Origin of the sequence: Micromonospora sp. NPDC085948, from assembly GCF_040686315.1 — a bacterium.
GTDB lineage: Bacteria > Actinomycetota > Actinomycetes > Mycobacteriales > Micromonosporaceae > Micromonospora.
Genome location: NZ_JBFBJW010000002.1, coordinates 36,994 through 61,425 on the forward strand (window position 1 = coordinate 36,994; position 24,432 = coordinate 61,425).

Below are 24,432 nucleotides of genomic sequence, written 5' to 3' on the forward strand. Positions count from 1 at the left end.
CGACATCTAGAAGGTCCCCGAACGCTTCTAAACGCTTCTAACTGACGGCGTAGCTCCTCGTGCCCCTACCCCTGCTCCCAAGGCCATGAGCTGCCTGCTAGCGCCGCTGGCTGCACTGCGTCCCCAGCCAACCCCACGCTCGGTACGGGTACGGCTCTCCGCGGACGTGCGGCGACAGAGTTGGAAAAGTGTGTAGGGCCTACGGCTTGTGGTGCTCCCGGTGGTAGGCCAGCTGCGCCCAGTCCACGAGGTGTCCCGCCACAAGCCGCAGCTCACCTAGTTCAGCAGCTGTCCCTGACTGCCTGACAGCCCCGTCGGCGTCCACATAGATTGCTCCGGTATCGAAGAGCAGGTGATCGTTGGGGCATAGGCACAGGACGTTGCTCGCCACGTCAGGGCCGTTGTGTGGCTTCCCCAGCGCACGTATGTGCGCTGCTTCGGCGTATGGGCCAGCTGGCGTCGCCAGCTGGATGCCGCAGGCCTGGCACTGGTATCCGTGCAGGCGCTTCACCCTGTTGGCGACAGCCGTACTTCTAACCAAGCGTTGGATCGTTGCTTCGGTGCGTGCGGCCGGCTCGCCAGCAGCGCCGGGGACGACGGGCGGCGGGTCGGCGTTGTCAAGCGTGACCAGGCGGTAACGCCAGATTTGGAAGCCGTCCTTGCCGGTATCGCGCCAGTGGTCCACTACGCGGAACAGTCCGTCGTAGCGGAGACCGAACTTAGGGGAGTACTTCGGGTCTCCGCCGGCACCCCTGACCACGCGGACCGGGTTGCCGTCGATCTGGCTCCGTGCGAGTCCGAGGTTGCCCCGGGTTAGCTGCTGGTCAGCGATCTGTCGCTTGGTGGCCGGGTCATTGCCACCCTGACCTGTATAGACGACCTCGGTGCCGTAGTCCTCATCGTCCACGTAGCCGCCCGAGACCACGATTGACTCAGCGCCGTCTTTGCCGCCGCAGATGCCCGCCTGATTGGGCCGGTGCACACCAGAACCCGCTAGCTCATCCCGGTTCTTGAAGGTTGAGCCAGGCGGGTAGCCAGGGATCTCGCCATAGATTCGGTCGGAAGCCATGGCGGCACGATAGGGCAAGGGGCCGACGCCCGCGGGGCGGCAAGGCGCCAGGGTGGCCGAGAAGACCTAAGCTGCGGTCCCGCCCCGGACCCGCAGGTGCATGCTGCCATTCAGGATGAGCGTCCATCAGGAGGTCCTGACAGGTAGCGAGTGGGCCGCACGAGCCGGATCGCCTGATGTGTTGACGCCGAACCCAGACAGCGAGGAGCGCGCCGGGTTCGTGCAGGGTGGAGCAGGTGGCTTGCGTGCGATAAGAACGTAAGTTGTGGACATGTCCCCCGCCGGCCGCTCAACCGCCAGCCAACCTACCGCCCTGCCCTCGCCCGAGGATGCTGGCATACCCGAGCTCAAGCTATGGTCCCTCAAGCGATCGATCAGTCTCGCAATAAGCATCGCTGCGATTGCTGTCTTGGTCCTCTTTGTTGGGGCTCTTTGGTATGCGGGATTCCCTGCCATACGGCGTGATGGAACAGTTAGCGCTCGCACGCTCTTCGATCTACTGAAGCTAGTCTTCGCCGTTGTGGCCGGGATCGGCGGTGTGGCGGCCCTGGTCGTTGCCTACCGGCGGCAGCGCGTTGCTGAGCATGCCAACGAACTAGCAGAGTTTGGCCATAAGCTTAATCACGCTGCCGACGTCCGCGCCGAACTAGCAAGCTCTCTGGCAAGGGCTGCGGAGGAGCGAGCGAAAAGTGAACACACGCGTAGTGAAACCCGACTCTTCAACGAGCGCTTCACCAATGCGTCGGAGCAGCTAGGCTCGGAAAAAGCTGCGATAAGGTTGGCTGGCGCCTATGCAATGGCAGGCCTTGCGGATGACTGGAATGATGGTCGGCAGACTTGCATCGACGTCCTCTGCGCTTACCTCCGTATGCCCTATCAGCCCGTTCGTGAAGTGCGGCCCCACGCGGCAGTCTCCGTTGACCACGAAGGTCTTAAGGGTGTTCATGAGGCGAAGGAGCAGCGCGAGGTCCGGCATACAGTCATTCGTTTAATAGGTGACCGGCTGCGGGAGGTGGGCCCCGAGGCAAAATCGTGGCGCGGATGCAATTTCGACCTGAGTAGTGTGGTTTTCGATGGCGGGAACTTTGAGGGGGCCCAATTCATTGGTGGCCGTGTCTCCTTCGCTAGGGCTGTATTCGAGGGCGGCTACACCACTTTTCGGGGAGCTTCGTTCTCCGGAGCGGAGGTTCTATTTGACGGAGCCGTAGTCATGCCTGGAGCCGCTGTCTCGTTCGCGGCCTCGGAATTCCGATCGGGCAATATTGGGATGAACGTTTATCTCAAGGGTGGGTTCCTAGACTTTGAAAGCACAATATTTAGCGGCGCCGAAGTTGAATTCGGGGTAGAAGTATTGGAGCCTGGCTCCAGCCTTTCTTTCGAGTGTGCGCATTTCAAGGCCGGCAAAGTTCACTTCTACGAGACTGATGAGATCGTGGGAATATCCTTTCCAGTGTGGCAGCCGGCCTCCTTTAACGAGGGGTCTGTGCGCTTCGACTCTGGCTGCTTTGACGGCGCCGACGTGTCGTTCGAGACTGTCAAGTTCGCAGGGTCTAAGGTCTCCTTTGATCGCGTCGAGTTCAACGACGGGCGTGTCTCTTTCGAGAATTGCAACTTCAATGCTGGTGACGTTGATTTCCGAAGTGCGAGATTCTCTGAAGGGTGTGACGTGAGCTTCGCTGGCGCCAGGCTCACCGTTCGGCCGAGATTCCCACACGACTTGGACCTGAGTCGACTTCGGATGCGCGAGCTCGGATTGTTTGATGACGAATAAGAGAAGTCGCCGCAGCCGATCTTTCAGGACCTCGTTCGCGTAAGTGCCCGCAAGTAGCGGTGCAGCCAGCGTCGCTTCGGCTTCGGGCGAGGCTAGATCCGGTCGCCGTCCTGGGAAAGCAGCTCTCGCGCTGGCGCCGGCTGACCTCGGCCGTGGTGTCCGAGGCGTCAGCATGGGTGTGGTCGCGAGACCTGCGAGGTTCTGGGAAAGCGTTCGCCTCCGTAGCTTAATCAATCATCTACTTCGTACTTCAATACGCCCGCACCAATGCGCGTGTGAGCCTTCTTGAAAAATCGGCTAGCTACTACCTCATTGGTCGAAACGATGAGGCTGTACTGCTCTCGCAGCCCGCGGACCACTGCATCGAGGTCATCGTCACTTCGACTTGCAGAAAGCTCCTTCTCCAGCCGGGCAGAATGCCGTAGGGCCGTATACTTCCGAGCCGTATCCTTGAGGGAATTAGCCTTCCGATCGGCACCAAGAAAGGCAGCGGTGGCCGCGATAGCGCCAGCGACCGCACCTACCGCGCCCCATTGCTTAGACTCACCCAAGGCAACTAGGAACGAAGCAAGGGCACTTGCAAGGGCCGGGCCAAAAACCATCGACTTACCCCAAGCCTCGGCAGACTTAGCCGCCTCGAAATAGGTTTGAGCAGAGTAGCTTGCGTCCTCGTAGAGTCTATCTAGCTCCCGCACGTATGGGGATTCTCTCTCACTCACTTAGTCACTCCATGAAAAGAGGGCAGCGGGATTTGATCCGGATTGGTCTTCAGGTATCGGGCAGTGATACGTAACTTGGGCGCGGAACTCTCTATAGAAGTTAGGAAGTGGTTCGAGCAGTGCCTAGCTTCATAACAAGCCACGAGAAGTGCTCGCCGGACTCTCATGTCAGGCTCCTGGTCGAACTCTTGACGCAAACGTGCCCCGTCTCCCAGGTGTGAATGGCGCCCAAGGAATCGAGCAGCAAACTCGCGAACAAAACTAGCGACATTACGATCGATAAGCAGCTTCCAGGCCGCATCTATCGCTGCTGGCTTGGCAACGCCATGGAAAATTAGGTAGATCAAGATATGTTGCTGAGCATAAGGGTAGAATGCCAGTTTGCTATTCGTCAGTGAGTCAGCCACTACGTCCCCAATTTCGGCACGCTCGGCGTGAAAGTGACTGAGGTAGGACAGCGCTTCTCTCGTAAGATGCGGGATCTCTCCTATGTTAGAGAGCAGCCAGCCGACGCCATAAGAATCCCTTACCCTTTTGAGCTGAGTGAGACTGTAGCGCAAGTCTCTGGGAGAGACAGGCTCCTTAGATATGGTGCGGCTAAAAAAATCCTTCAATTCATCAACTGCTCCGGGCAGGCCAACGCGAACCCCGTAAGAGATCGCATCTTTTTCTATATCTTCGAATTCGGCAGGGACAGAATGTCTGTCAATAATCCGGGTCTTTCCTGAGGACAGAATGAGCCGCCGTCCGCGGAGAGTGCGATTGACTTTAAGAATCGAGTCTCGCAACGTCAACCAGTCGCGACCAAAGATTAGGATATCATCGGAGTACCGGTAATGAGTGAAACCAAGATCCCTAAGCTGTAGGTCAACTGGCCGGAGATAGAGATTCGCCAAGAGTCCTGATGAATCCGGGCCCTGCGGAATGCCAGATACGTTGTTTAGGTTGTTGAAGGCCGATAAGAATCCATTCAGAACGCTGGACGCCCATGCGGGTGAATCCAGGGAGACGAGATCGTCGATCAGCTTCCCAACGTCAATATATTCATAGAACGAACTAATGTCCGTCCGCGCCAAGAGCCAAGTGGGATGATTTTTATGGAACTGCTTGGCATCTCTTTGCATTTGAATCCAGCTGGTGGTAGGAGCCAAAAACCGGCGTTGATTCCGCCACCAACGAGAGCTGTAGACAGCTTGAGGGATTAGAGGCGCGATTGTGTTTGCCAGTCCGTATATGGCAGCGTCATAAACGAGTCGATGACGCAACTGCAAGCGCGCTAAAGGGCGTACCATAAGCTGATTCTTGGGCACGTCGACAATCTCGACCTGCGTGGGCTGGTACTCGTCATCGCGTATTTTTCGTATAGTTTCGTCCCTAAAGACTGGCCACGCAGCGTCCACATCGGCGAACGCAATTGGATCCGGAAGGTCAAGGTCCCCCCCGCCGACGCCGATCTGGGACCACGCAAGATCCAAGTTTTCGGCGACAGCCCGTTCCACTGAGGACATATTATTCCGAACTCCGGAGACTCATAGCCAGGTTGACGACCGCGCTGGACATCGGGCGGCGATCCTGACAGAGGGATGCAGGGTCCAAGCCAGCAGCCTAGCCGTCGATGTCTCTGCCAGTTGTCTCAGAAGTCGTCTCATTCGCACCCGTCCGGCAGGGCATGGCCCCGGTTGGCGACGCTCCGCAACCCGAGCCAGGGAACCCGGGGTGGGTGGTAATGAAACAGCGCCGAGCAGACTTGGAAAGCGTGCGAGGCGCACGGTCGCAGCAGGTGAGCTCTCGCGGATCTCGGCGTACGCCCGCCATAACCTGCGTGCTAAGGGCTCCCGGAGTCGGTGCCCGCCGTGCCCTTCGCCGTCCGAAGGGCTCCGGAACGGGCCTACTGGGCGTCGAGGCGTAGCACGACTAGCGTCACGCAGCCTGCGCGCACCTCCTGCATGTACCCGTCGAACATCCACCCGCAGATGTGGAGCGCGTCCTCTTCCCGGCACGCGTGGTCTCAGTTTTGGTCTCGTCCACGGTCGTTCGCGGGCGACTGTCCGAGTCCCGTCGGGTACGCGCGGTCCTGGTCACGGACCATCCCGACACAGGCTGAACGGTAAATCTCAGACCTCGAAAGCGTGTGAGGGTTAACGCCCTCCGAGGGTTCAAATCCCTCCGCCACCGCTCTGTAGTGCAGAAACGCCCGGTTGATCCGCGAGGGTCAACCGGGCGTTTTCGGTAGGTTGCGCCAGTTCAGAGCTCCGACTGGTCGGCGTAGTTGCCGCCGGCGATCTCCCACGAGATGAAGTCCCAGTAGTTGTCCCCGATCATCGCCGGCGCATCCCACTCCTCGATGACCCGCCGCATCTCCTTCTTGGCGTCTTCCCAGCGGTCCGGGTCGCCACCGACGATCGCGGGCGCAAGGCTGGCGACCAGGCGTGACGAGCGGGCATACAACTCAAGCGACGAGTTCACGAACGTCTGTGACGGGATTTCGTCGACGACCAGCACCGCACCCGTGCCTGGATCGAGAAAGAATTCGCCCCCCAACCCGTCGGTGGCGTATCCGAACCGCACCATTCCCTCCCGCATGGTGAGAGCCGGGCCGAGGAGAAAGAGGTCATATTCGTCGAGCCGCAGCGCCTCTGGCAGGTCGACGCCGGCCAGCCGTTCGCGCAGCTCCGGCGACAGCGAATCCCACCCGTCGAGTTCGTCCAAGGATGCCATGGAAGGCAATCTATCGAGCGCCGGCCAGCCGCGCCGGCTCCCTTGCTGGGGGGACGCGGCTGGCTCGCCTGAGGGATTCGGCCGCACCGGCGTCTGGTGATGCTGGAAGGCGTCAGCGACGGATGGTCAGGCAGGAGCGACATGTTCGGATCGGGTTTGCGTGCGACGACATTGGCGGCGGTCGCGGCGGTGGGGGTGGGGGTGGCACCCACTGTCGCCCAGGCCCAACCGCCCAAGGCGACAAGCGCCGCCGCCGGGCGGTCGTCCGTCGCCGGGATAGGGCATTTCGTGTACGACGAGCCCAACACGGTCGGACACCGGATCTGGTTCGGCGTCTACGCGGTGACGACCCTCGACGAGTCGGCGCACGGTCAGTTCCTGTACCGGCACGAGCGGGCGGACGGCACGCTGGCAGCGCAGGGACGGGCCGACGTGACGTGCCTGCGGGTCACCGGAAACGTCGCGATATTCACCGCGATCGTCCCGGAGGGCCAGGGCAGCGCCAAGAACCACGGCTTCTACGTGAAGATCATTGACGGGGGAAGAGGGCCGGATCAGATCGTCGACGCGCAGGCGACGAATGGGAGCGAGCGACCGCCCACCGGCTGCGTCGACCCGGAGACAGACCTTCCTCCGGAATCGGCACCGAGGCCTCGGTACCCGGTTCTCGCGGGCGGATTTGTCGTCCATGCCGCCGCGCCGAGCCGAGCGGGTGCCGACGATCTCCCGGTGGAGCGCCAGGAACGGTCGCAACCGTGATCTGGCGTTTGTGGGCGCACTGGCCGACGTGGTCCGGTTACGCGGCCACGGCCTTCTCGCTCGTGTACGGCGCGTTGGGGTTGTACTGGTGGGCCGGTGGGGACGGGTTCCCCTTCGCGCCGATCGATCCGGAGCGCGTGTCGGGGTCCGTCCTGGAGGGCAGTCGCGTCGAGGTCGTCGCACCGGTCATCGCCGTACTCGGGCTGGCTGGCGCGGTCATCGCGCTGGTGATGACGCGACGTGCCCGGCCCGGTCGCCTGTCCGTGGGGCTGGCTGTCTTCGGATGGCTCATGGCGGGCGGGCTGGTCCTGATCATTCCCGACTACACCCTGATCGTTCTGGTGGCGTTCGCGCCGCTGCTGCTGGTCTTCGCCTTCACCGGCGTGCCCGGCGACCAGGGCGGAATTGGTGACATCCTCTACTGGCACCGGACGAACCTGATCATCATCTTTGTCGGTGGTCTGCTGTGGGCCGCCGCGACCGTCGCCTACCGTCGGCGGGTCCGGGGCGCCTGTGTCCACTGCGGCCGCCGCCACGGGGCCGGTGACGGGCCGTCCCGGCAGACTCTGCTGCGGTGGGGACGGTGGGGCGTCGTGGTCGCCTGCCTCGCCCCGCTGCCCTACGAGATCACCAGGATCGCCTGGGCCCTCGGTTATCCGCTCGGCGTCCCCGCGGACTTCCTGCGGATGATGCGGGAAACGCCAGGGATGCTTGCGGTCGGGCTGGGCTGCGCTGTGGCGTCGGCGGTGGGTGGGGTGCTCACCCATGGTCTGGTGGCACGGTGGGGCGAGGTGTATCCCCGCTGGATCTGGTTCCGGGCCGGCAGACGCGTTCCACCCGCCCTCGCCGTCATCCCAGCGTCGATCGTCGCGGTAACGATCATCCCGGCTGGACTGATGTTCCTCTGGACGCCCGAAGCCCGGGGCACCTGGGCCATGCACGTCCCGAGCCTCTTCTGGATCGCGTGGGGGATCGGGCTCGGCGTCGCCACCATCGCCTACCACCTGCGCCGACGTGGAGCCTGCCGCCGCTGCGGCCAGGGCCACGAACTGGTCGGGTCTGTCCCGTCCGGGGCGGCCGTTCAGGCGACCGAGAACGTCACGGTTCCGGAGTAGGCGCCCGCGACGGCGGTCAGCGGGATCTGGACCGAGACGACGGGGTCCCAGGTCGCTGCGTTGTTGCCGATGCCGTTGGTCAGGGTGAACGCGGTCCGTTCGACATTGATGATCTCCGCGTCACCGGCGGTGGGCTGGCCCGAGGTGAAGGTGCCGATACCGCTGGTCGAGGTGGCGGGCCCCGACCAGTAGGAGACGTTGGCGTTGGAGATCGTGTGGACCGGGATGCCGCCGGTGACGAAGTTCGTCGCGACGACGGTCGCGGTCCAGGTCGGCGCGGACAGCAGGCGCTCGTCCGTCACCGTGACCGGGCCCAGGTTGCCGGACACGACTCCGCCGAGGCTGGCGCTGCCCAGATCGGCTGTCGTCGGCGCGCTGACCGACAGATCCCCGGGTACCGCGCAGGTCGAGCGGGTGATCGTGGCGGTGTCCATGGTGACCGCGCCGTTGATGGCGAGGGTTCGGCCGTCCACCTCGAGCGCCGCGCCCACGGTGATCGAGGTGAAGGCCAGCAGGTTGCCGCGGAGCGTGGAGTTGGCGCCGAGCGTGGCGGAGCTGCCGACCTGCCAGAAGACGTTGCACGCCTGGGCGCCGTTGACCAGGTTCACCATGCTCGCCGCACCCGTGATGAGCGTGGTGGTGGTCTTGAAGATGAAGACGGCGTTCGGGTCACCCTCCGCGTCGAGGGTCAGGTCACCGGTGATGTCGAAGGTGCCCGCCACTGATTCGTACACCCCGGTGGTCTTGGTGGTCCCACCGAGCTGGTCCGAGACGACGTCGGTGGTCGTTCGCGAGACGGCGTCGTTGTACGCGATGGCCAGATCACTCTGACCAGCCACGGCGACTGCGTCGTTGGCGTGCAGGGACCCGTTGAGCTGGCCGGGAGGGAAACCGGTGACCGCGGTACCCGGGCTGACCCCGATGTCACCGTTGACCTCGCTGAGCCCGGTGCTGGTGATCGTGGTGCCGGCGAGGACCGCGAAGGTGGCGGCGGCGCCCAGCGGCACCGGCGGCTCCGCAGCGCTCGCGCTGCGTGGGACGGCCAGCACGGCCAGGATGGTGATCGCACTGACCAGGGTCAGAGCAGTAGCCACTCGGGACATCCCGGTGATCTTGTGGGACGCGTCCGTGATGCCGCAGGTCGCCATGTTTCCTCAGGACACTCGACGGTTGAAAGCCTCTAGCGCCCCATATTGGCATGAACTTCTACAAAATGGACTAAATCGGTCGGTGTTCGAGGAGCTCTGCCATCCCGTCGAGCAGGCGCTGTAGACCGAACTCGAAGAGGCTGTCGGCGTTGAGGTCGATCTCCGAACGGGACAGCCGCGCCAGGTGCGGGAACTCGCCGGCGGTGAGCAGGCCGGCAAACACCTCGGCCTGCGTCACCATCCACTCGTCGTCGGTCAGACCGGTGTCCTGTTGCGCCTCGGCCCCCTGTTGCAGGTTGACCGCCGTGCCGCGTACGTGATTGGCCAGAGTGGCCACCAGGTGGAGCTGGGTGTGCTGGTCCAGGCCGTACCCGGCGAGGGCGCGCAGAGCCCACTCGGTGTGCGCGACGGCGTGTGGCGCCATCAGCGGACGGGTCACCGAGATCACCTGGGCCAGCCAGGGATGCCGGCGGTAGATCGACCACTGGAGCCGGCAGAGCACCTCCAACTGGGCCCGCCACCCGGCCGGGAGCGTCCGGGGCAGACGGTGGGCGGCGAAAGCGGCGTCCGCCATCAGCAGCAGAAGCTGCTCCTTGCCCCGCACCTGCCGATACAGCGACATCGTCGGCACGTCCAGCTCGGTGGCGATCCGGCGCATGCTCAGCCCGGCCAACCCCTCGGCGTCGGCGATCTCGGTGGCGGTGCGTACCACCTGGTCGCGGGTCACCCCTCGGGCCGGACGCTGGCGTGCGTCGACCCGCGCGCCCCGACCAGCCGGCGTCGATTCGGGGCCGGTCACCACCATGCCGACGCCGGGCACCGCCCGGACCAGCGCCTCCTGACGGAGCAGGGTGAGCGCCCGGCTGGCGGTCGCCATGGCGACCCCCCACTCCCGGACGATCTGGCGGGTCGACGGCACCCGGTCACCGGGGCTCAGCTCGCCGGCGGTGATACGCCGCCGTAACTCTCCGACGATGCGCAGGTAGGGCGGAGTGGACTCGTCGAACTCGGTCACGGCGCGCCTCCCCGCGGTCGCCAGTGACCGTAGCGCACTAGAGCGCCGACGGTCGTCCCCGTCGATGATCAGCGGTCGTGTGGCTCGGCGCACTAGAGCTCTCTGGGCGAACGATGAACGGATCGGCAGGCTCAGCGCAACGGCTCGTACGCCGTACCGGCTTCGACTTGGAGGAGAGCCATGACCAGGATCCCGTACCCCCGATGGGCCGTCGTGCTGAGCGCGGTCGCGCTCCTCGCGCCGGCGCTGGCCGTCGGCCCGGCCGCGGCGGCCGACGACCGCCGGAGCGCGGCCGTCGTCCGAACCGATCAGGGCGCGGTACGCGGCACCGTCGCGGCGAGACACCTGTCGTTCCAGGGCATCCCGTACGCCCGTGCGCCGCTGGGGGCGCTGCGCTGGGCTGCACCGCAGCCGGGTCCGGTCTGGACCGGCGTCCGCGACGCGACGAGGCCCGGTGCTGCCTGCGCCCAACTGCAAGGGCTGCCGATGGACCGTGCCTCGGTGGCCGAGGACTGCCTCCACCTGAACGTCACGACCCCGCGTACCGCCGCGCGGACGCCCCGACCGGTCATGGTGTGGCTGCACGGCGGGGACTTCCGGTTCGGCAGGGGAGACGTGTACGACGGGCAGCGACTGGCCGCCGACGGTGACGTCGTGGTGGTCACCGTGAACTACCGGCTCGGCGCGCTCGGGTTCCTGGCCCATCCGGCGCTGGCTGGCCCCGATCGCGTCACCGGCAACTTCGGCTTGCAGGATCAGCAGGCCGCACTGCGGTGGGTGCGGCACAACGCGGCCGCATTCGGGGGCGACCCGGGCAACGTGACCCTGTTCGGCCAGTCCGCCGGGGCGACAAGCGTCTGCGCACACCTCGCCGCACCGAGCTCCGCCGGCCTGTTCCATCGCGCGATCCTGCAGAGCAACTCGTGCGCCAACCCGATCCAGACCCGGGCCGAGGCGGCCAGGGCGGCTGAGGAGTTCGCCCAGAACATCGGCTGCACCGACGCGGCTACGGTCGCCACCTGCCTGCGCGGGCGGGACCCCGGCCGGTTGGTCGCGACGGCCGGCTACCCGGGTGCCGGTGTCGACCTCGGCCCGGTCGTCGACGGCCGCACGTTGCCGGTGGACCCGGCCGCCGCGCTGGCCGCCGGCAGACTGCATCCGGTGCCGGTGCTGACCGGGATGAACCGGGACGAGTCCCGCCTCGTGGTGTGGGGCATGGAGCGCAGCGGACTGAACTGCCCGGAGCCAGAGCCTGGGTCGGAGCCGCAGCCGGGGGATGAGGCCGAGTCGTGCCCGCTCACCGACGACCAGTACCGGGACCAGGTACGCGGCATGTTCGGTGACCGCGCGGAGGAGGTGCTGGCCCGTTATCCCCGCAGGGGCACGCAGTTCCCCAGCGAGACGTTGGGTGCCGTGCTGACCGATCACGACTACGCCGAACCGATCTACTCCGCGGCGTTGGCCTTCGCCCGACGCGTGCCGACGTACCTGTACGAGTTCGCCGACGACGACGCGCCGTTCTTCGCCGAGGGACCCGAGTCGACCTTCCCCACCGGCGCGTACCACTGCGCGGAACTGCCGTACCTGTTCGCTGTCGACTACGCCGAGGCGCTCACGCCGGCTCAGCAGCGGCTCGCCGACGACATGGTCCGGGTCTGGAGCGACTTCGCCCGGACGGGCCGGGCCGGTTGGCCCCGACTGCACGCTGCCGCCCCGTACGTGCGGGTGTTCGCCGATGGCGGGGCATCGGGCACGACGAGCTTCGCCGCCGCCCACTCGTACGACTTCTGGCGGTCGTTGCGCTGACGCCGTCGCCCGGACGCGTGTGACCGGCAGCGGTCAGCATGGGCCTGCACCCTCCTCGAAGAGGCGGCGGGCCCAGTCGGCGTACCCGGCGATGGTCTTTCGGACCGTGCGGCCGTCGTGCAGGAAGAGGTACGCGCGGTCGCCGCTGCGGGCGAGCAGCCCGTCCAGGCGGTGTGTCCCCTGTGGAGCACGCAGTCGGGTGACCTGCGGGTACCGGGTCCAGACCTGGCCGATGGGCGAACCCGCGGTGATGCCCTCCGGTGTCCGCATCGGGTCACCGACCCAGAGCAACACCAGTTTGTCCTCTACGAAGACCGGACTGACCGTGTCGTGGCCGGCGAGCGTCGGCCCGCAGGCGTCCAGATTGGTCAGCAGGATGCCGCGTCGGGTCAGTTCCTCCTCGGTGTCACCGAACTCGATGTTACGCAGGCCGTTCAGGTCGATGATCTCCACGTTGCCGGCGGGCCGGCCGTCCGGGATCGGCCCGGTCGGCGGCACTCCGCTGCCAGCGATCGAGGCAGCCGTCATCAACGTGGCAATAAACGCAAATTGTCGCAATTTCATGGAATCCCCCAGTCCCCAACGGGACGGGAGCGCTCAGGTTGCTGCCGGTCCCCGTATTTCTGAGCGGCCTGCGGGATGTGTCTCGAATGGGCCGGCGTTCTGTCCACGGCTGGTGGCCGCCGGGCGCAGGAATGCGAAGGCGTGGTCCAGTAGCGCAGCCCGGTCGGCGGTGCCGTCGGACCGCAGCCATTCCTGCGAAACCGTGTCGAGGGCCGCAGCCGCGGCGTTGGTGAGTAGTTCCGCGTCGAACGAGTCCAGCTGTACGCCCGGTCGATCGCGCAGCGCGTCGCTGACGTGTCGGCGCCACTGTGCCCGTTTCTGGTGCAACCGGGCACGCAGCGACGGGGTCGATTCGATCAAGCGGAGGCTCGTCAGCGCCTGCTCGGACGTGTGGATCTGCTGCTCCCACTGGCGTAGCACCTGGTGCAGGGACTGCCACGGGTCCTCGTCGGCGGGCCGTGCGCGGATGTCGTCGACGACCTGTTCGCCGGTGACGTCCACCCCGCCGAACACGGCGTCTTCTTTCGCCGGGAAGTAGCGGAAGAAGCTCCGTTTGGTCAGCCCGGCGGCCTGGGCGATCTCGTCGACCGTTGTCTCGTCGAACCCGCGTTCCGCGAACAGGTCCAGTGCCACCCGGGCGAGCTCTGCGCGAACCGCGCGTCGCGTACGTTCACGTAGTCCGTCAGCCACGCACCGAAGTATACTTAACAACATTGCATGTCGATCCTGTCACTCGGTGTCGTATATTGATGACGACCTGAGCAGAGGGAGGCGACCGCGATGACGCTGAACGGCAAAACCGTCCTGGTGACCGGCGGCACGGGTGGAATCGGCAAGGAGACCGCCCGCGGGTTGGCTCGGCTCGACGCCCGTGTCGTCCTCGTCGGGCGCGACCCTGGTCGGGCAAGCGCCGCGGCCGTCGAACTCCAGCGCGACACCGGCAACGGCAACATCGACACGCATACCGCCGACCTGACCCGGCGACGCGATCTGCACCGACTGGCCGACCGGGTGACCGCGCGGTACGGCAGCGTGGACGTGCTGATCAACAACGTCGGCGTGACCAGGGAACGACGCGAACTGACCGAGGACGGCATCGAGACCGCCTTCGCCGCCAACGTCGTCGCGCCGTATCTGCTGACCCACCTGCTGCTGCCGGCGCTGAAACGTGTCCCGGCGGCCCGCGTCATCAACATCACCGGCGGCATTCCGCGAGGACGAATCGACCTCGACAACCTGCAAGGCGAGAAGTCCTACGTCGGGCTGTCGTTCTACAACCAGACCAAGCTGGCGCTGATGGCGATGAGCTACACGTTCGCCGAACGCCTGACCGGGACCGGCGTGACCCTCAACGTGGCCTACCCCGGCCACGCGTACACGTCGATGAACCGGGGCCTGACCAGCAACACCTACCCGACGCTGGCGCGGCCCATCATCCCGCTGCTACGTCTGGTGTTGCCGGTCCTCTACGGACACCGAGCGGTGGTCAAGGCGTCGGAATCAAGCATCCACCTCGCCTCCAGCCCGCAGGCGCACGGAATGCACCGGACCTACGTCAACAGCCGGTCCCGGCGCACCGCGTGGCCCGAAGCGGTCCTCGACAAGCGCAACCGCGACACCATCTGGGCGCTCTGCGAGAAGTTGGCCGGCTAGGTCGACATAGTTTCTCAGTCACCACCACGCCGGTCGGGTCAACTCGTACGGTCAGCGGTCCTCCCACTGCTCGACCAGTTCGTCCCAGTAGTCGGCGCTGAGCCGACGCCGCCCGTGCGCCAACCAGCCGTCGGTGTTCCGTTCCAGGTGCAGCCCCAGTTCGGCGAACGGGTCGATCCACGCGCCCGGCTCCGCGCCGAGCCGAGTCAGCGCCGAGTTGATCGGCCACTGCTCGCGCGGAGCATCGAAGACATCGTCGAACTGTGGACCCCACGACAGCGTCCCGCCCAGCCACACCGCCGCCGACTGGTAGCCGTCGCCGCCGAAGAACTCCGCCTCCAGGTACGCCACCGGCCCCGACGTGGACCAGGCCGCCAGCAACTCGGCAAGCGGCGGCGACAGCACCAGCCCGAACGGCTGCTCGGCGCTCGGATCGTCCGCCGCGTAGTCCGGCAGCGACCCGGTCAGCTCGATCATCAACTGCGGGGTGACCGGCAGCAGCGCGAAGTCCTGCCGCAACTCGCCGAGGACCGCGTGATCCAGCTCGCCGGTCTGCTCCCGGAGCAGCTCGGCGTCCGCGACCACCGCGCTGAGCTGGTAACCCATCGATCCCTCCGCCGTCCACAGCCTGTGGATAGAACATGTGTACGACGGTCGTGTGGTCCGTCGGTGCCTGGCACCGTACCGGTGTTGTGGTCAGACCCGCCCCGGCGGCACCGCGACTGTCCGCACCGCATCGGCGAGCAGGTGCGGATGGGACAGCATCGGGTGATGGCCGCTGGGTAGCTCGACAGTCCGGGTCGCGCGGGCCGCCTGGGACCGTTGCAGGGCGGGTGGGGTGGCCCGGTCCTCGGCGCAGACGATCGCCGTCGACGGCAGGTGACGCCACCCCGCGTACCGGACCGGGGCGGTGAGCACCGAAGCGGCCTGTCGGGTCAGGCGGGCGATTGCGCCCTCGACCGCCTGCTCGTCGCAGTCCTGGAGAAACAGGTCGCGCACCGACTCGCGTCGCGCGCCAAATGTGCCGTCCGGAAAGAATTCCAGGTGAGGGGCCGGCTCCGCCGGGCCGAGGTGGGCAAGGGCCTGTCCGACGTCCGGCAGGAAAGAGCTGACGTACACCAGATGAGCGACCTCGCCCGCGTCGGCGGCCTCGGTCGCGACCACCCCGCCGTAGGAGTGCCCCACCAGCACCGCCGGACCCACCTCGCGCAGCACCCGTCGGGTCTCGGCGACGTCGGCCGCGAAGTCGGCGGCGGCACCCGCCACCTCGCCGCAGCTCGGCAGCCGGACAGCGACGCTGCCCAGCCCGTCGGCTCGCAGCGCATCCGCGACCCGCGACCACCACCACTCCCCGTCGCGGACGCAGGCTCCGTGCACGAACACCACATTCATCGCCATCTCCCGTCCGGTGGACCCGCGCCGGTCCACTCCGTCATCGACGTTAGACGTAGCGATCGTTACGTGAAAAAGTGGCGGCATGGGACGCCGTCCGCAGCCGGAGATCCGCGAGCGGCTCCTCGACGGGTGCGTCGACCACCTGCTGGAGCACGGACTCCCGGTCACCTCGTTGACGCCGGTCGCGGCGGCGGTCGGAGTCAGCCCACGCATGCTGATCTATCACTTCACCACGAAGGATCGGCTGGTCCGGTCGGCGCTGATCGAGGCCCGGCGGCGGCAGCGGGCGCTGTTCGAGGATGCCCTGCGGCACCGCCCCGACACGCCCTACGTCGACACCCTGGCCGCGGCCTGGGCGACCCTCTCCGGGCCGGCTGCCCGACGCTACGTCCGCCTGTTCAGCGTCGTGCACGCGCTGCCGCCGGCCGAGACGCCGTGGCAGGACTTCCCGGTGATGGCGGTACACGACTGGCTGCCCACGATCGCCGATGGGCTACGCGCCGACCGTCACCCCCAGGCGGATGTGCTGGCCACGTTGGTCGTCGGAGTGACACGCGGGCTCCTGCTCGACGATCGATCGACAGGTGAGCACGACCGTGTCGGTGAGGCGTTCGCCGCCTTCCTCGGCCTGCTGGCCGGCCACCGGCGATGAACCCGGCTGAGGCCGCGCCCAGCTCGGTGACCTCGACCGTGCTCGCACCGGAGCTCGCTGGGCGCGCGCTCAGCCGGAGAGGCCACCGCGCCGTCGGAGCCGTTCAGGCCCGTCGGGCGAGCTGACTGACGAACGCGCGCCAGGCCGTCGGCGCGAAGGTGAGCGCCGGGCCGCTCGGGTCCTTGGAATCCCGTACGCCGACCACGTCGGCCAGGTTGTCGGCGACCTCCACACACGCGCCGCCGTTGCCGCTGCTGCGGCTGCTCTTGCGCCACCGGGCGCCGCCGTTCAACTCCATGACTCCGCCACTTCCCTGATGAGATCGACCGACTGCCAGTGGGACAGTGCCTCCCCGCGCACGTTCTCCCATGCCGCCATCATGGCCGCGATGTCCTCGGGGTCGCTAGCGACTTGGCCCTGGAGTTGGTTGTCCAGGTAGCCCGCGACCCGGTGGTCAGGACTGTGCGCGATCACGAACGGCCCGTTCAGGCCGGCGTAGGCGCCGACCGCGCTGGGCACGACATGGACCCGGATGTGCGGCTCGGCGCAGGCTGTCGCCACGGCCAGCAGTTGCTCGTGCATCGTCGACCGGCCGCCCACCGGGCGGCGGAGGATCCCCTCGTCGATGACCGCCGTGAACTGCGGCGGGTCGTCACGCTTGAGCACTCCCTGTCGGCCGAGCCGGACCGTGAGGTGCCGCTCGATCTCACCCCGGGGGATCAGGCCCGCGCCGCCCAGGACGGCGCGGGCGTACGCCTCGGTCTGGAGCAACCCCGGCAGGACGGTCGACTCGAACCAGCGCAGTGACACCGCCTCCCGCTCGATCTCCTGCCACGGACGAAACCAAATGGGATCACGACGTCTTGAAGTGTCCGGCCAGATGTCCGACACGTTCTTCTGAAGGGCCTCGGCAGCCGCCAGGCGGTGCCGAGCATGCGGGATGCGGCCCTCGGCCAACCACCGCCCCACGGTCTTCGGGTCGACGCCGACGGTCTCGGCGAGAGATTCGGTGGTGTGCCCGGTGTCGCTGAGCGCCACTCGCAACGCGTCGTTCACGGCCCCTCCATCGAGATGTTTCAAATATCTGAGGACCATATCGCTACGCGGTGTATCTGTCTGGTGACGCACCCGAGGGTGGCCTGTAGAAGACGGCGCGACCGGTGGAGGCGCAGCAGCCCGGCGGTGGGCGTCAGTCAGAGGGTCGCCCCGGCGGGGAGGGCGGGGCGACCCTCTTCCACCGCGAAGGAGGCCCGCCCATGCCCCGCCGCCACCGGGATCACGTACCGACTCGCCCCACCTGGCGTTGCGCGGCATGCGGCATCGCCTGGCCCTGCTCGGCGGCGAAGCTGCGGTTGCTCGGCGAGTATCGACACGACCGGCTGGCGTTGACCGTCTACCTGGCGACCCTTCACGCCGAGGCCGGCGAACACCTCACCGACATCGACCCGGCCCGCCTGACCGAACGCTTCCTCTCCTGGGCGCGCGCCCGCACCTGACCGAGCTGCCTCCCTGCGGCGGCTGCGGCGACCCCGCCGACCCCGCTGACCGTGGCGACCGCGGCCACCGCGGCTGTCAGGGTCGCCAGATCGCCACTTCGATGTCCCCTTGCCGCTCGGCGAAGCGGCCGTCTGGTGCTGCCGTCGTCAAGAGCCGCCGCAGCTCCGCCGAGAAGGCCGGGAGCCGGTCGCCGAACAGGTGCGGCGCCGAACTGGACAGCGAGAACACCGCCGAGGTGACCTCGTCCACCGAGCGTTCCACGACGGTCCCCTGTTCGACAGTGATGCGGGTCGGGTCGGTGAAGCCCGCCGCGCCCATGATCTCGGCCTCTCCGGAGGGGGTGCCCGCTGGCAACAACCCCTGGCCGGCCCGACGGATCGGCCCCAGGTAGCTCGCGACCAGGTCGTTGATCTGCTGCCAGGGCGCTCGGGGATACGGCAGGGGGTCGTCCCCGGTCGCGCCCTGATGCGTGTTGGCGCCCACGTGGACCCAGGCTCCGTCGGGCGTGAGCATGTCGCGGACGCGACGAGCTACGAGCGGACGGTCCATCCAGTGGAACGACTGGGCGAACGTGGCCACCCGGAAGGTGCCCAGGTCGGCCGGCAGGGCCTCGGCGCGCAGGTGTCGCCACTCGACGTTGATCACACCGACACCGTCAGCTCTGCGCCGCCCCTCCGCGAGCATGTCCTGGTCGGCGTCGACGCCCACCGCCGCCTCGAACAGCGGCGCGAGCAGCAGCGTCAACGATCCGGGTCCGCAGCCCACGTCCAGGAGTCGGCCGGTGCCGTCGAGGTCGAGCGCGGTACGGATGGCATCGGCGAGGGCAGCCGGGTAGGGCCGCCGTCCGACGCTGTAGTGGCGGGCGCTGCCCGCGTACAAGGTCTCGTCCCACTGCCAGGTCGCCTCGGTCACGACGTCGATGAGACCACGGAACGCGTTGTGGCGTCTCGCGTAAAAGGTTGCGTACGTCGACCCATGTTAATCTCCCTCAGCTCACATGATCACCTTGAGCGACCGAGGGGACACCTGGCTGCCGAGGTCCCGTGCGCCGTGGCGGCCCGGGCGAGCAGCACGGCCGGTGGTGAGCGGTTCGATGAGCGGATACAAACGGACCAGCGGTGACGTCGTTCGGCCCGGTCCTCGTCGACGAGGGCGCGACCCGGACCCTCGGCGGCGACGACCTCGAAGCGTGGCTCTCGGCACAGGGCGCGGAGAGTGTCCGGGTGGTGGGCTGACGCCGAGACGACTCAGGGCCGGTCCCGTGAGGGCCGGCCCTGTCGTTGGTGCTGCTCGGACGAGCGGAGGATACGAGATTCGAACTCGTGAGGGTGTAAACCCAACACGCTTTCCAAGCGTGCGCCCTAGGCCTCTAGGCGAATCCTCCGCGAGCCAGGATACAGGCCCCCGCGGGCAGGGCCACCCCACCACCCCCTGAAGATCGACCGGCGGTCGGGTAGGCTTGGCGACACCTCCCGTGCGGCGGTATCTCGTGAACCTCCCCAGGGCCGGAAGGCAGCAAGGATAAGCGAGCTCTGCCGGGTGCACGGGAGGCCTTTTTGTCTGTGGGCCGGTTGATCCACTCGACATCCATGATGTCGGGGCATCCCGGGCCTGCGGACACCCCGATTTCCAGGAAGCCGAGTCGATCAAGCGCGGCGGCCAGGTCGATCAAGCCCGAGAGCCCAGGTGCCCCGGCGGGGTGGGTGGTCACCCGCGCCCGACCGGCGCAGAATGGCTCGGTCGAGAGGAGGCGGGACGAGTGACGCTGGCGCTCTACCGCAAGTACCGGCCGCGTACCTTCGCTGAGGTCATCGGCCAGGAGCACGTGACCGAGCCGCTGTCGCAGGCGTTGCGCAGCGGGCGGCTCAACCACGCCTACCTCTTCTCCGGCCCTCGTGGCTGCGGCAAGACCACCAGCGCCCGGATCATGGCCCGCTCGCTCAACTGTGAGCAGGGCCCCACCCCCGAGCCGTGCGGCAAGTGCGCGTCCTGCCGCTCGCTGGCCACCGACGGTGCCGGCTCGATCGACGTGATCGAGATCGACGCGGCCAGCCACGGTGGTGTCGACGATGCCCGTGAGCTGCGCGAGCGTGCCTTCTTCGCGCCGGCCAACAGCCGCTTCAAGATCTACATCATCGACGAGGCGCACATGGTCTCGACCCAGGGCTTCAACGCCCTGCTCAAGCTGGTCGAGGAGCCACCGGAGTACGTCAAGTTCATCTTCGCCACCACCGAACCGGAGAAGGTCCTCGGCACGATCCGGTCGCGGACCCACCACTACCCGTTCCGGCTGTTTCCGCCGAAGGTGGTCCGCCCGTACCTGGAGCAGCTCACCCAGGCCGAGGGCGTCGCCGTCGAGCCGGCGGTCTTTCCGCTTGTGGTCCGCGCCGGTGGCGGCAGCATGCGGGACAGCCTCTCCGTGCTCGACCAGCTCATCGCCGGCGCCGGCCCGGAGGGGGTCAGCTACGCCCGGGCCGTCGCGCTGCTCGGGGTCACCGACTCCGCGCTGATCGACGAGATGTGCGACGCGCTGGCCGCCGGTGACGGCGCGGCCGCGTACGCCACCGTCGACCGGGTCGCCGAGGCCGGCCACGACCTGCGCCGGTTCGCCGCGGACCTGCTCGAACGGCTCCGCGACCTCATCGTGATCCAGCAGGTGCCGGACGCCGCCGCGAAGGGCCTGATCGACGGCCCCGCCGACCAGATCGAGCGGATGGCCGCCCAGGCCGCGCAACTCGGGCCGGGCACGCTCTCCCGCTGCGCCGACATCGTGCACGACGGTCTGATCGAGATGCGTGGCACCACAGCGCCCCGCCTGCTGCTGGAGCTGATCTGCGCCCGGATGCTGCTGCCCGGCGCGGACGACTCCACAGGTGGCCTGCTCCAACGCCTCGAACGCATGGAACGCCGGCTCACCCTGAGCGGCACCGACGCGCCGCCGGCCACCGCCGGCTCCGCGCCGGCCGCCCACCCGGGAGTACGCCCACAGCCGAGCCCCCCGGTCCCGGCTGCCGCACACCCCGCACCCGTCAACGCCCCCACCTCCGCGCCGCCGTGGGCGGTCGACCCGGCCGCGTCCCCGACCCAGAGCGCCGGGGGTGCTCCCGCGTCGGCTGCTGCGGTCTCCGGCGCACCCGCCTCGCACGGCCCGGTCGGTGGCGCACCGGCTCCGACCTCCGGCGCACCTGCCTCGTACGCTCCGACCTCCGGCGCACCTGCCTCGTACGCCCCGACCTCCGGCGCGTCTGCTTCGCACGCCTCGGCCGCCGACTCGCCGATCCCGGCGTCACCCGGTGCGTCGGCTGTCGCCGGGTCGGCACCCGTTCCGCCCGCCGCGGCCCCGCGTCGTGTGGTGCCACCGTCGGCGGTGCTGCCCGACCCGGCCACGCCCCAGCCGCCCCGACCGGGAGCGCCGGCCGCGGCGCTGGACGCCGTCGCGGTCCGCCGCGTCTGGCCCGATGTGGTGGGCAAGGTCAACCGCACCAACAAGCGGATCGCCGCCCTGATGCGCGACGCCGTGGTGCGTGAACTCGACGGCGACATGCTGGTGCTGACGGTGAAGTCCACCGTGCTGGCCAAGATGATGGCCGATCACGCGGCGGTGCTCACCGACGCGCTCTACGAGGAGTTGGGCGGGCGCTGGCAGATCCGCTGCGAGGTCGCCGGCGAGCGCGGTGGCGTCTCGTTGTCCGGTCCGCAGCGCGCGCAATCCGCCGCGCCGACCCGACCCGCCGCCCCGGCCCCTGCGGCGAATCCGACCGCCGCGCCGAACGCTCCGAGCGGGAACGCCGTTGCCGGCCCGCCGAACGCACCGCCTGCCGCGCCGAACCCGTCGGCCGCGGCCAACCTGCCGGGTGGGCCGCCCAGCGCGCCCTACCCGAGCAGCGCCGCCAGCCCGGCGACTGCGCCGCCCGTCGCGCCGAACTCGACAAGCGTCGCCGGCTCGGACGCCCGTGGTGGCCTGCCGGGAGGCGCGGTTGCGCGTGCCGGTGGGGGCGGGGAGGGCTACGGCGCGCACGGCTCGGGTCGGCAGGGCGGAACGCAGCCCGGGCCAGCGGACGCCTCGGCAGACGACGAGGACGACTGGCCGGCGGCGGCCCGCCCTGGCGGTGGCGAACCGACCGCCGAGGCGACCGATGACGAGGACTGGCCGGAGGCCGCCCGTCCGGGTGGCGCATCGGCGGGGAACGACCCCGGCCCGGATGCTGGACCGGGTGGCCCCGGCACGGCACCAACCCCGACCGGCCCGAACGGCAGTGGCCCGAACGGCAGTGGCGCGAACGGCCGTGGCCCGAACGGCCGTGGCCCGAACGGCAGTGGACCAGGCGGCAGCGCTAACGGCAGCGGCACTAACGGCGGCGGCGCACCGGTGAGCAGCGCCATCGCCGCGGCTCGCGCGGCGGCGGCGGGGCGCGGTGTGCGTACCGGATCGGCGGCCCGGCCCGTCGCGGACGCCGAGTGGGCGGGCGAACCGCCCTACGACCCGGACTTCGACGGCCCGGTGCGGGGTGGTCGACCGGGTGGCGCGGCGCCGGCGACACCGGTCTACGAGGGGTTCGATCCGGGCGACGAGCCGTTGGACGAGGTCATCGACGAGAAGACCGCCCGGGAGTCCAGCGAGGAGCAGGCGGTACGGCTGCTGCGCGAGACGTTCGGCGCCGAGAAGATCGACGAGGTAGACGCCCGTTAACCCGCCCCCGGCTCGGCGATCTTGCACTTTCGGTCGCCGTTTCGTGGAGAATCACCTCTTATTTCGGGGCAGAAAATGCAAGATCGCGCACGGGGCGGGTCTCGGCCAGCAGGACGCCCAGGCAGCAGGCCCAGAGGGGGAAGGGCAGCACGGCCACCCGTTCCATGCCGCCCACCCCGATCCCCATGCCCTGCTGGGCGAAGAACAGCACCGTCCCGACCAGCGCGATGATCCCGGCGGCGAGGGTGATCCGTCGCCACCGGCCGAGCGTCGTGCTGGCCGGTGCGAAGCCGGCGAGGAGCAGACCGACGTTGCCCGTTCCCATGATCAGGAACGCGCCGAGGACGTGCAGGTTCTCGTCCACGTCGGCCGGGTAGCGGGCCGCCAGGGCGTACCCGCCGGTGGCCAGCAGCAGGAGGATCTGCGCCGTGCGCACCACGCCGCCGCGACCGAGGAGCCGCCAGGTCAGCAGGAGCCCGGCGGCGAGCAGCACGGCGGTGACCAGCATCGCGGCGTTCATCAGCGGGTGCCAGGGCGAGCACACGTAGCGGGGTCGGGTGGTGTCCCAGATGCCGCAGTGGGCGTTGCCGAGGTCGCTGATGTTGTGGGTGGCCCAACTGTAGGCCGGCTGCCGCCAGCGCAGTCCGGTGATCAGGCTGGCGACGAGGAAGACCGGTGCGGCTGCCACCCAGCACAGCGCGCCGGCCCGGCCGGTGCGGTTGAGATTCATGCCGTTGAGCACACCAGCGCGACGGGTCCCGGCGCACTACCGACAGATGGCCGTTTCGGGGTAGTGACAGCCGTACCCGGAGGGCTCGCCGTGTGGCACACACCGGACGGGGGCGTGGTCGGTCCCAGCGGATAGGCTGGGCGGCGGCCGAGCAGACGAGTGCGAGAAGGAGCCATCCGTGCGCCCAGGTGGACAGCCGAACATGCAGCAGATGCTGAAGCAGGCGCAGAAGATGCAGCAGCAGATCGCCGCCGCGCAGGCCGAGCTGGCCGAGGCCGAGCTGACCGGCACCGCCGGCGGTGGGCTGGTCACCGCGACCGTCTCCGGCGCCGGTGAACTCAAGGCCATCAAGATCGACCCGAAGGCCGTCGACCCGGACGACGTGGAGACCCTTGAGGATCTGGTCGTCGCGGCCGTGCACAACGCCGCCGAGGCGGCACGGGAGCTGACCGAGCGCAAGATGGGTCCGGTCGCCGGCGGCATGGGCGGCCTCGGCCTGCCCGGGTTCTGAGCCGGCAGATGTACGAAGGTGCCATCCAGGACCTGATCGACGAGTTGGGCCGGTTGCCGGGCGTGGGTCCGAAGAGCGCTCAGCGGATCGCGTTCCACGTCCTGTCGGCGGATCCGGCCGACGTCAACCGGTTGGCCGGCGCGTTGCGCAAGGTCAAGGAGCTGGTCCGGTTCTGTACGACCTGCTACAACGTGGCCGAGTCCGAGCAGTGCCGGATCTGCCGGGACCCGCGACGCACCGACGAGGTGCTGTGCGTGGTGGAGGAGCCCAAGGACGTGGTCGCCATCGAGCGGACCGGTGAGTTCCGCGGTCGCTACCACGTGCTGGGCGGCGCGATCAATCCGCTGGAGGGGATCGGTCCGGACAGCCTGCGCATCCGGGAGCTGATGATCCGGCTCGGTGGTGGCGGCATCCGGGAGTTGATCCTGGCCACCGACCCGAACACCGAGGGCGAGGCGACCGCCACCTATCTGGCGCTGATGGTGAAGCCGATGGGTATCTCGGTGACCCGACTGGCCAGTGGGTTGCCGGTCGGCGGCGACCTGGAGTACGCCGACGAGATCACCCTCGGCCGGGCCTTCGAGGGGCGCCGGGCCGTCTGACGGAGACGCCAAGGATGC

The 24,432-nt window shown here is 68.0% G+C and carries 24 protein-coding genes, 1 tRNA gene and 1 other RNA gene; 11 read left to right on the top strand and 15 right to left on the bottom strand.

Annotated features, from left to right (window positions below):
- Window positions 1-199: 199 nt before the first annotated feature.
- Entirely contained in the window at window positions 200-1,069 is an 870-nt protein-coding gene (locus tag AB0O48_RS05900) for a YDG/SRA domain-containing protein (RefSeq protein WP_365063430.1), read from the bottom strand.
- Between the two features lie 271 nt (window positions 1,070-1,340).
- Between AB0O48_RS05900 and AB0O48_RS05905 the strand changes: the two genes are divergently transcribed.
- Window positions 1,341-2,840 carry a hypothetical protein gene (locus AB0O48_RS05905; RefSeq protein ID WP_365063434.1) on the top strand — a complete coding sequence of 500 codons (1,500 nt, stop codon included), beginning with the start codon at window positions 1,341-1,343 and terminating at the stop codon, window positions 2,838-2,840.
- 230 nt (window positions 2,841-3,070) lie between these two features.
- Here AB0O48_RS05905 and AB0O48_RS05910 read toward each other — a convergent pair whose 3' ends face one another.
- From AB0O48_RS05910 to AB0O48_RS05920, 3 genes are all read right to left on the bottom strand, one after another.
- The gene (locus AB0O48_RS05910; RefSeq protein WP_365063438.1) at window positions 3,071-3,559 is read right to left on the bottom strand and encodes an SLATT domain-containing protein; all 489 of its coding nucleotides are present in this window, start codon (window positions 3,557-3,559) and stop codon (window positions 3,071-3,073) included.
- On the bottom strand, window positions 3,556-5,058 hold the full coding sequence (locus AB0O48_RS05915) for an RNA-directed DNA polymerase (RefSeq protein WP_365063441.1): 1,503 nt from the start codon (window positions 5,056-5,058) through the stop codon (window positions 3,556-3,558). The genes AB0O48_RS05910 and AB0O48_RS05915 overlap by 4 nt, the downstream gene beginning before the upstream one ends.
- Window positions 5,059-5,803: 745 nt before the next feature.
- Window positions 5,804-6,268 (bottom strand): SUKH-4 family immunity protein, encoded by a 465-nt coding sequence (locus AB0O48_RS05920; RefSeq protein WP_357255555.1) that lies wholly within the window; start codon window positions 6,266-6,268, stop codon window positions 5,804-5,806.
- 150 nt (window positions 6,269-6,418) lie between these two features.
- Between AB0O48_RS05920 and AB0O48_RS05925 the strand changes: the two genes are divergently transcribed.
- Both AB0O48_RS05925 and AB0O48_RS05930 read left to right on the top strand, forming a co-directional pair.
- Window positions 6,419-7,036: a hypothetical protein gene (locus AB0O48_RS05925; protein WP_357255553.1), complete on the top strand. Its 618-nt coding sequence runs from the start codon at window positions 6,419-6,421 to the stop codon at window positions 7,034-7,036.
- Entirely contained in the window at window positions 7,033-8,151 is a 1,119-nt protein-coding gene (locus tag AB0O48_RS05930) for an NYN domain-containing protein (RefSeq protein WP_357255551.1), read from the top strand. Before AB0O48_RS05925 ends, AB0O48_RS05930 begins: the two co-directional genes overlap by 4 nt.
- Here the strand turns inward: AB0O48_RS05930 and AB0O48_RS05935 are convergent.
- Both AB0O48_RS05935 and AB0O48_RS05940 read right to left on the bottom strand, forming a co-directional pair.
- Entirely contained in the window at window positions 8,118-9,245 is a 1,128-nt protein-coding gene (locus AB0O48_RS05935; RefSeq protein ID WP_365063445.1) for an ice-binding family protein, read from the bottom strand. The two genes, AB0O48_RS05930 and AB0O48_RS05935, sit on opposite strands and share 34 nt — an antisense overlap.
- Window positions 9,246-9,369: 124 nt before the next feature.
- Entirely contained in the window at window positions 9,370-10,314 is a 945-nt protein-coding gene (locus tag AB0O48_RS05940; RefSeq protein WP_357255546.1) for a TetR/AcrR family transcriptional regulator C-terminal domain-containing protein, read from the bottom strand.
- Window positions 10,315-10,494: 180 nt separating this feature from the next.
- Between AB0O48_RS05940 and AB0O48_RS05945 the strand changes: the two genes are divergently transcribed.
- Window positions 10,495-12,120, top strand: coding sequence for a carboxylesterase family protein (locus AB0O48_RS05945; RefSeq protein WP_365063449.1), 1,626 nt, complete (start codon window positions 10,495-10,497; stop codon window positions 12,118-12,120).
- Between the two features lie 33 nt (window positions 12,121-12,153).
- Here AB0O48_RS05945 and AB0O48_RS05950 read toward each other — a convergent pair whose 3' ends face one another.
- Window positions 12,154-12,648 carry a hypothetical protein gene (locus tag AB0O48_RS05950; RefSeq protein WP_365063452.1) on the bottom strand — a complete coding sequence of 165 codons (495 nt, stop codon included), beginning with the start codon at window positions 12,646-12,648 and terminating at the stop codon, window positions 12,154-12,156.
- Between the two features lie 69 nt (window positions 12,649-12,717).
- Window positions 12,718-13,374, bottom strand: coding sequence for a TetR family transcriptional regulator (locus AB0O48_RS05955; RefSeq protein ID WP_365063455.1), 657 nt, complete (start codon window positions 13,372-13,374; stop codon window positions 12,718-12,720).
- A 90-nt stretch (window positions 13,375-13,464) separates the two neighbouring features.
- On the opposite strand from AB0O48_RS05955, the gene AB0O48_RS05960 reads away from it, so the two are divergent.
- Complete coding sequence (locus AB0O48_RS05960) at window positions 13,465-14,337, top strand: SDR family NAD(P)-dependent oxidoreductase (RefSeq protein ID WP_365063458.1); 873 nt, start codon at window positions 13,465-13,467, stop codon at window positions 14,335-14,337.
- A 51-nt stretch (window positions 14,338-14,388) separates the two neighbouring features.
- Here the strand turns inward: AB0O48_RS05960 and AB0O48_RS05965 are convergent, their stop codons facing one another.
- Together AB0O48_RS05965 and AB0O48_RS05970 are read right to left on the bottom strand one after the other, a co-directional pair.
- Window positions 14,389-14,943, bottom strand: coding sequence for a hypothetical protein (locus tag AB0O48_RS05965; protein ID WP_365063461.1), 555 nt, complete (start codon window positions 14,941-14,943; stop codon window positions 14,389-14,391).
- Window positions 14,944-15,033: 90 nt separating this feature from the next.
- Complete coding sequence (locus AB0O48_RS05970; RefSeq protein ID WP_365063464.1) at window positions 15,034-15,729, bottom strand: alpha/beta hydrolase; 696 nt, start codon at window positions 15,727-15,729, stop codon at window positions 15,034-15,036.
- A gap of 85 nt (window positions 15,730-15,814) precedes the next feature.
- On the opposite strand from AB0O48_RS05970, the gene AB0O48_RS05975 reads away from it, so the two are divergent.
- Complete coding sequence (locus AB0O48_RS05975) at window positions 15,815-16,384, top strand: TetR/AcrR family transcriptional regulator (protein ID WP_365063467.1); 570 nt, start codon at window positions 15,815-15,817, stop codon at window positions 16,382-16,384.
- A 103-nt stretch (window positions 16,385-16,487) separates the two neighbouring features.
- On the opposite strand, the gene AB0O48_RS05980 is transcribed toward AB0O48_RS05975, so the two are convergent.
- Window positions 16,488-16,682 (bottom strand): DUF397 domain-containing protein, encoded by a 195-nt coding sequence (locus AB0O48_RS05980; protein ID WP_357570726.1) that lies wholly within the window; start codon window positions 16,680-16,682, stop codon window positions 16,488-16,490.
- Window positions 16,673-17,440, bottom strand: coding sequence for a helix-turn-helix transcriptional regulator (locus tag AB0O48_RS05985; RefSeq protein WP_365063470.1), 768 nt, complete (start codon window positions 17,438-17,440; stop codon window positions 16,673-16,675). The genes AB0O48_RS05980 and AB0O48_RS05985 overlap by 10 nt, the downstream gene beginning before the upstream one ends.
- A gap of 200 nt (window positions 17,441-17,640) precedes the next feature.
- On the opposite strand from AB0O48_RS05985, the gene AB0O48_RS05990 reads away from it, so the two are divergent.
- On the top strand, window positions 17,641-17,880 hold the full coding sequence (locus AB0O48_RS05990; RefSeq protein WP_357255530.1) for a flavin reductase: 240 nt from the start codon (window positions 17,641-17,643) through the stop codon (window positions 17,878-17,880).
- A 76-nt stretch (window positions 17,881-17,956) separates the two neighbouring features.
- Here the strand turns inward: AB0O48_RS05990 and AB0O48_RS05995 are convergent, their stop codons facing one another.
- The gene (locus tag AB0O48_RS05995) at window positions 17,957-18,793 is read right to left on the bottom strand and encodes a class I SAM-dependent methyltransferase (protein WP_357255528.1); all 837 of its coding nucleotides are present in this window, start codon (window positions 18,791-18,793) and stop codon (window positions 17,957-17,959) included.
- A 387-nt stretch (window positions 18,794-19,180) separates the two neighbouring features.
- Window positions 19,181-19,265, bottom strand: a tRNA-Ser gene (locus tag AB0O48_RS06000).
- Between the two features lie 82 nt (window positions 19,266-19,347).
- On the opposite strand from AB0O48_RS06000, the gene ffs reads away from it, so the two are divergent.
- Together ffs and AB0O48_RS06010 are read left to right on the top strand one after the other, a co-directional pair.
- Window positions 19,348-19,437: signal recognition particle sRNA small type (ffs, locus tag AB0O48_RS06005), an RNA gene on the top strand.
- Window positions 19,438-19,640: 203 nt separating this feature from the next.
- Window positions 19,641-22,571 carry a DNA polymerase III subunit gamma and tau gene (locus AB0O48_RS06010; RefSeq protein WP_365063474.1) on the top strand — a complete coding sequence of 977 codons (2,931 nt, stop codon included), beginning with the start codon at window positions 19,641-19,643 and terminating at the stop codon, window positions 22,569-22,571.
- A 58-nt stretch (window positions 22,572-22,629) separates the two neighbouring features.
- Here AB0O48_RS06010 and AB0O48_RS06015 read toward each other — a convergent pair whose 3' ends face one another.
- Window positions 22,630-23,301, bottom strand: coding sequence for a DUF998 domain-containing protein (locus AB0O48_RS06015; protein WP_365063477.1), 672 nt, complete (start codon window positions 23,299-23,301; stop codon window positions 22,630-22,632).
- A gap of 202 nt (window positions 23,302-23,503) precedes the next feature.
- Between AB0O48_RS06015 and AB0O48_RS06020 the strand changes: the two genes are divergently transcribed.
- Window positions 23,504-23,812 carry a YbaB/EbfC family nucleoid-associated protein gene (locus AB0O48_RS06020; RefSeq protein ID WP_238433593.1) on the top strand — a complete coding sequence of 103 codons (309 nt, stop codon included), beginning with the start codon at window positions 23,504-23,506 and terminating at the stop codon, window positions 23,810-23,812.
- Between the two features lie 8 nt (window positions 23,813-23,820).
- Window positions 23,821-24,414, top strand: coding sequence for a recombination mediator RecR (recR, locus tag AB0O48_RS06025; RefSeq protein ID WP_357255522.1), 594 nt, complete (start codon window positions 23,821-23,823; stop codon window positions 24,412-24,414).
- Window positions 24,415-24,432 lie beyond the last annotated feature (18 nt).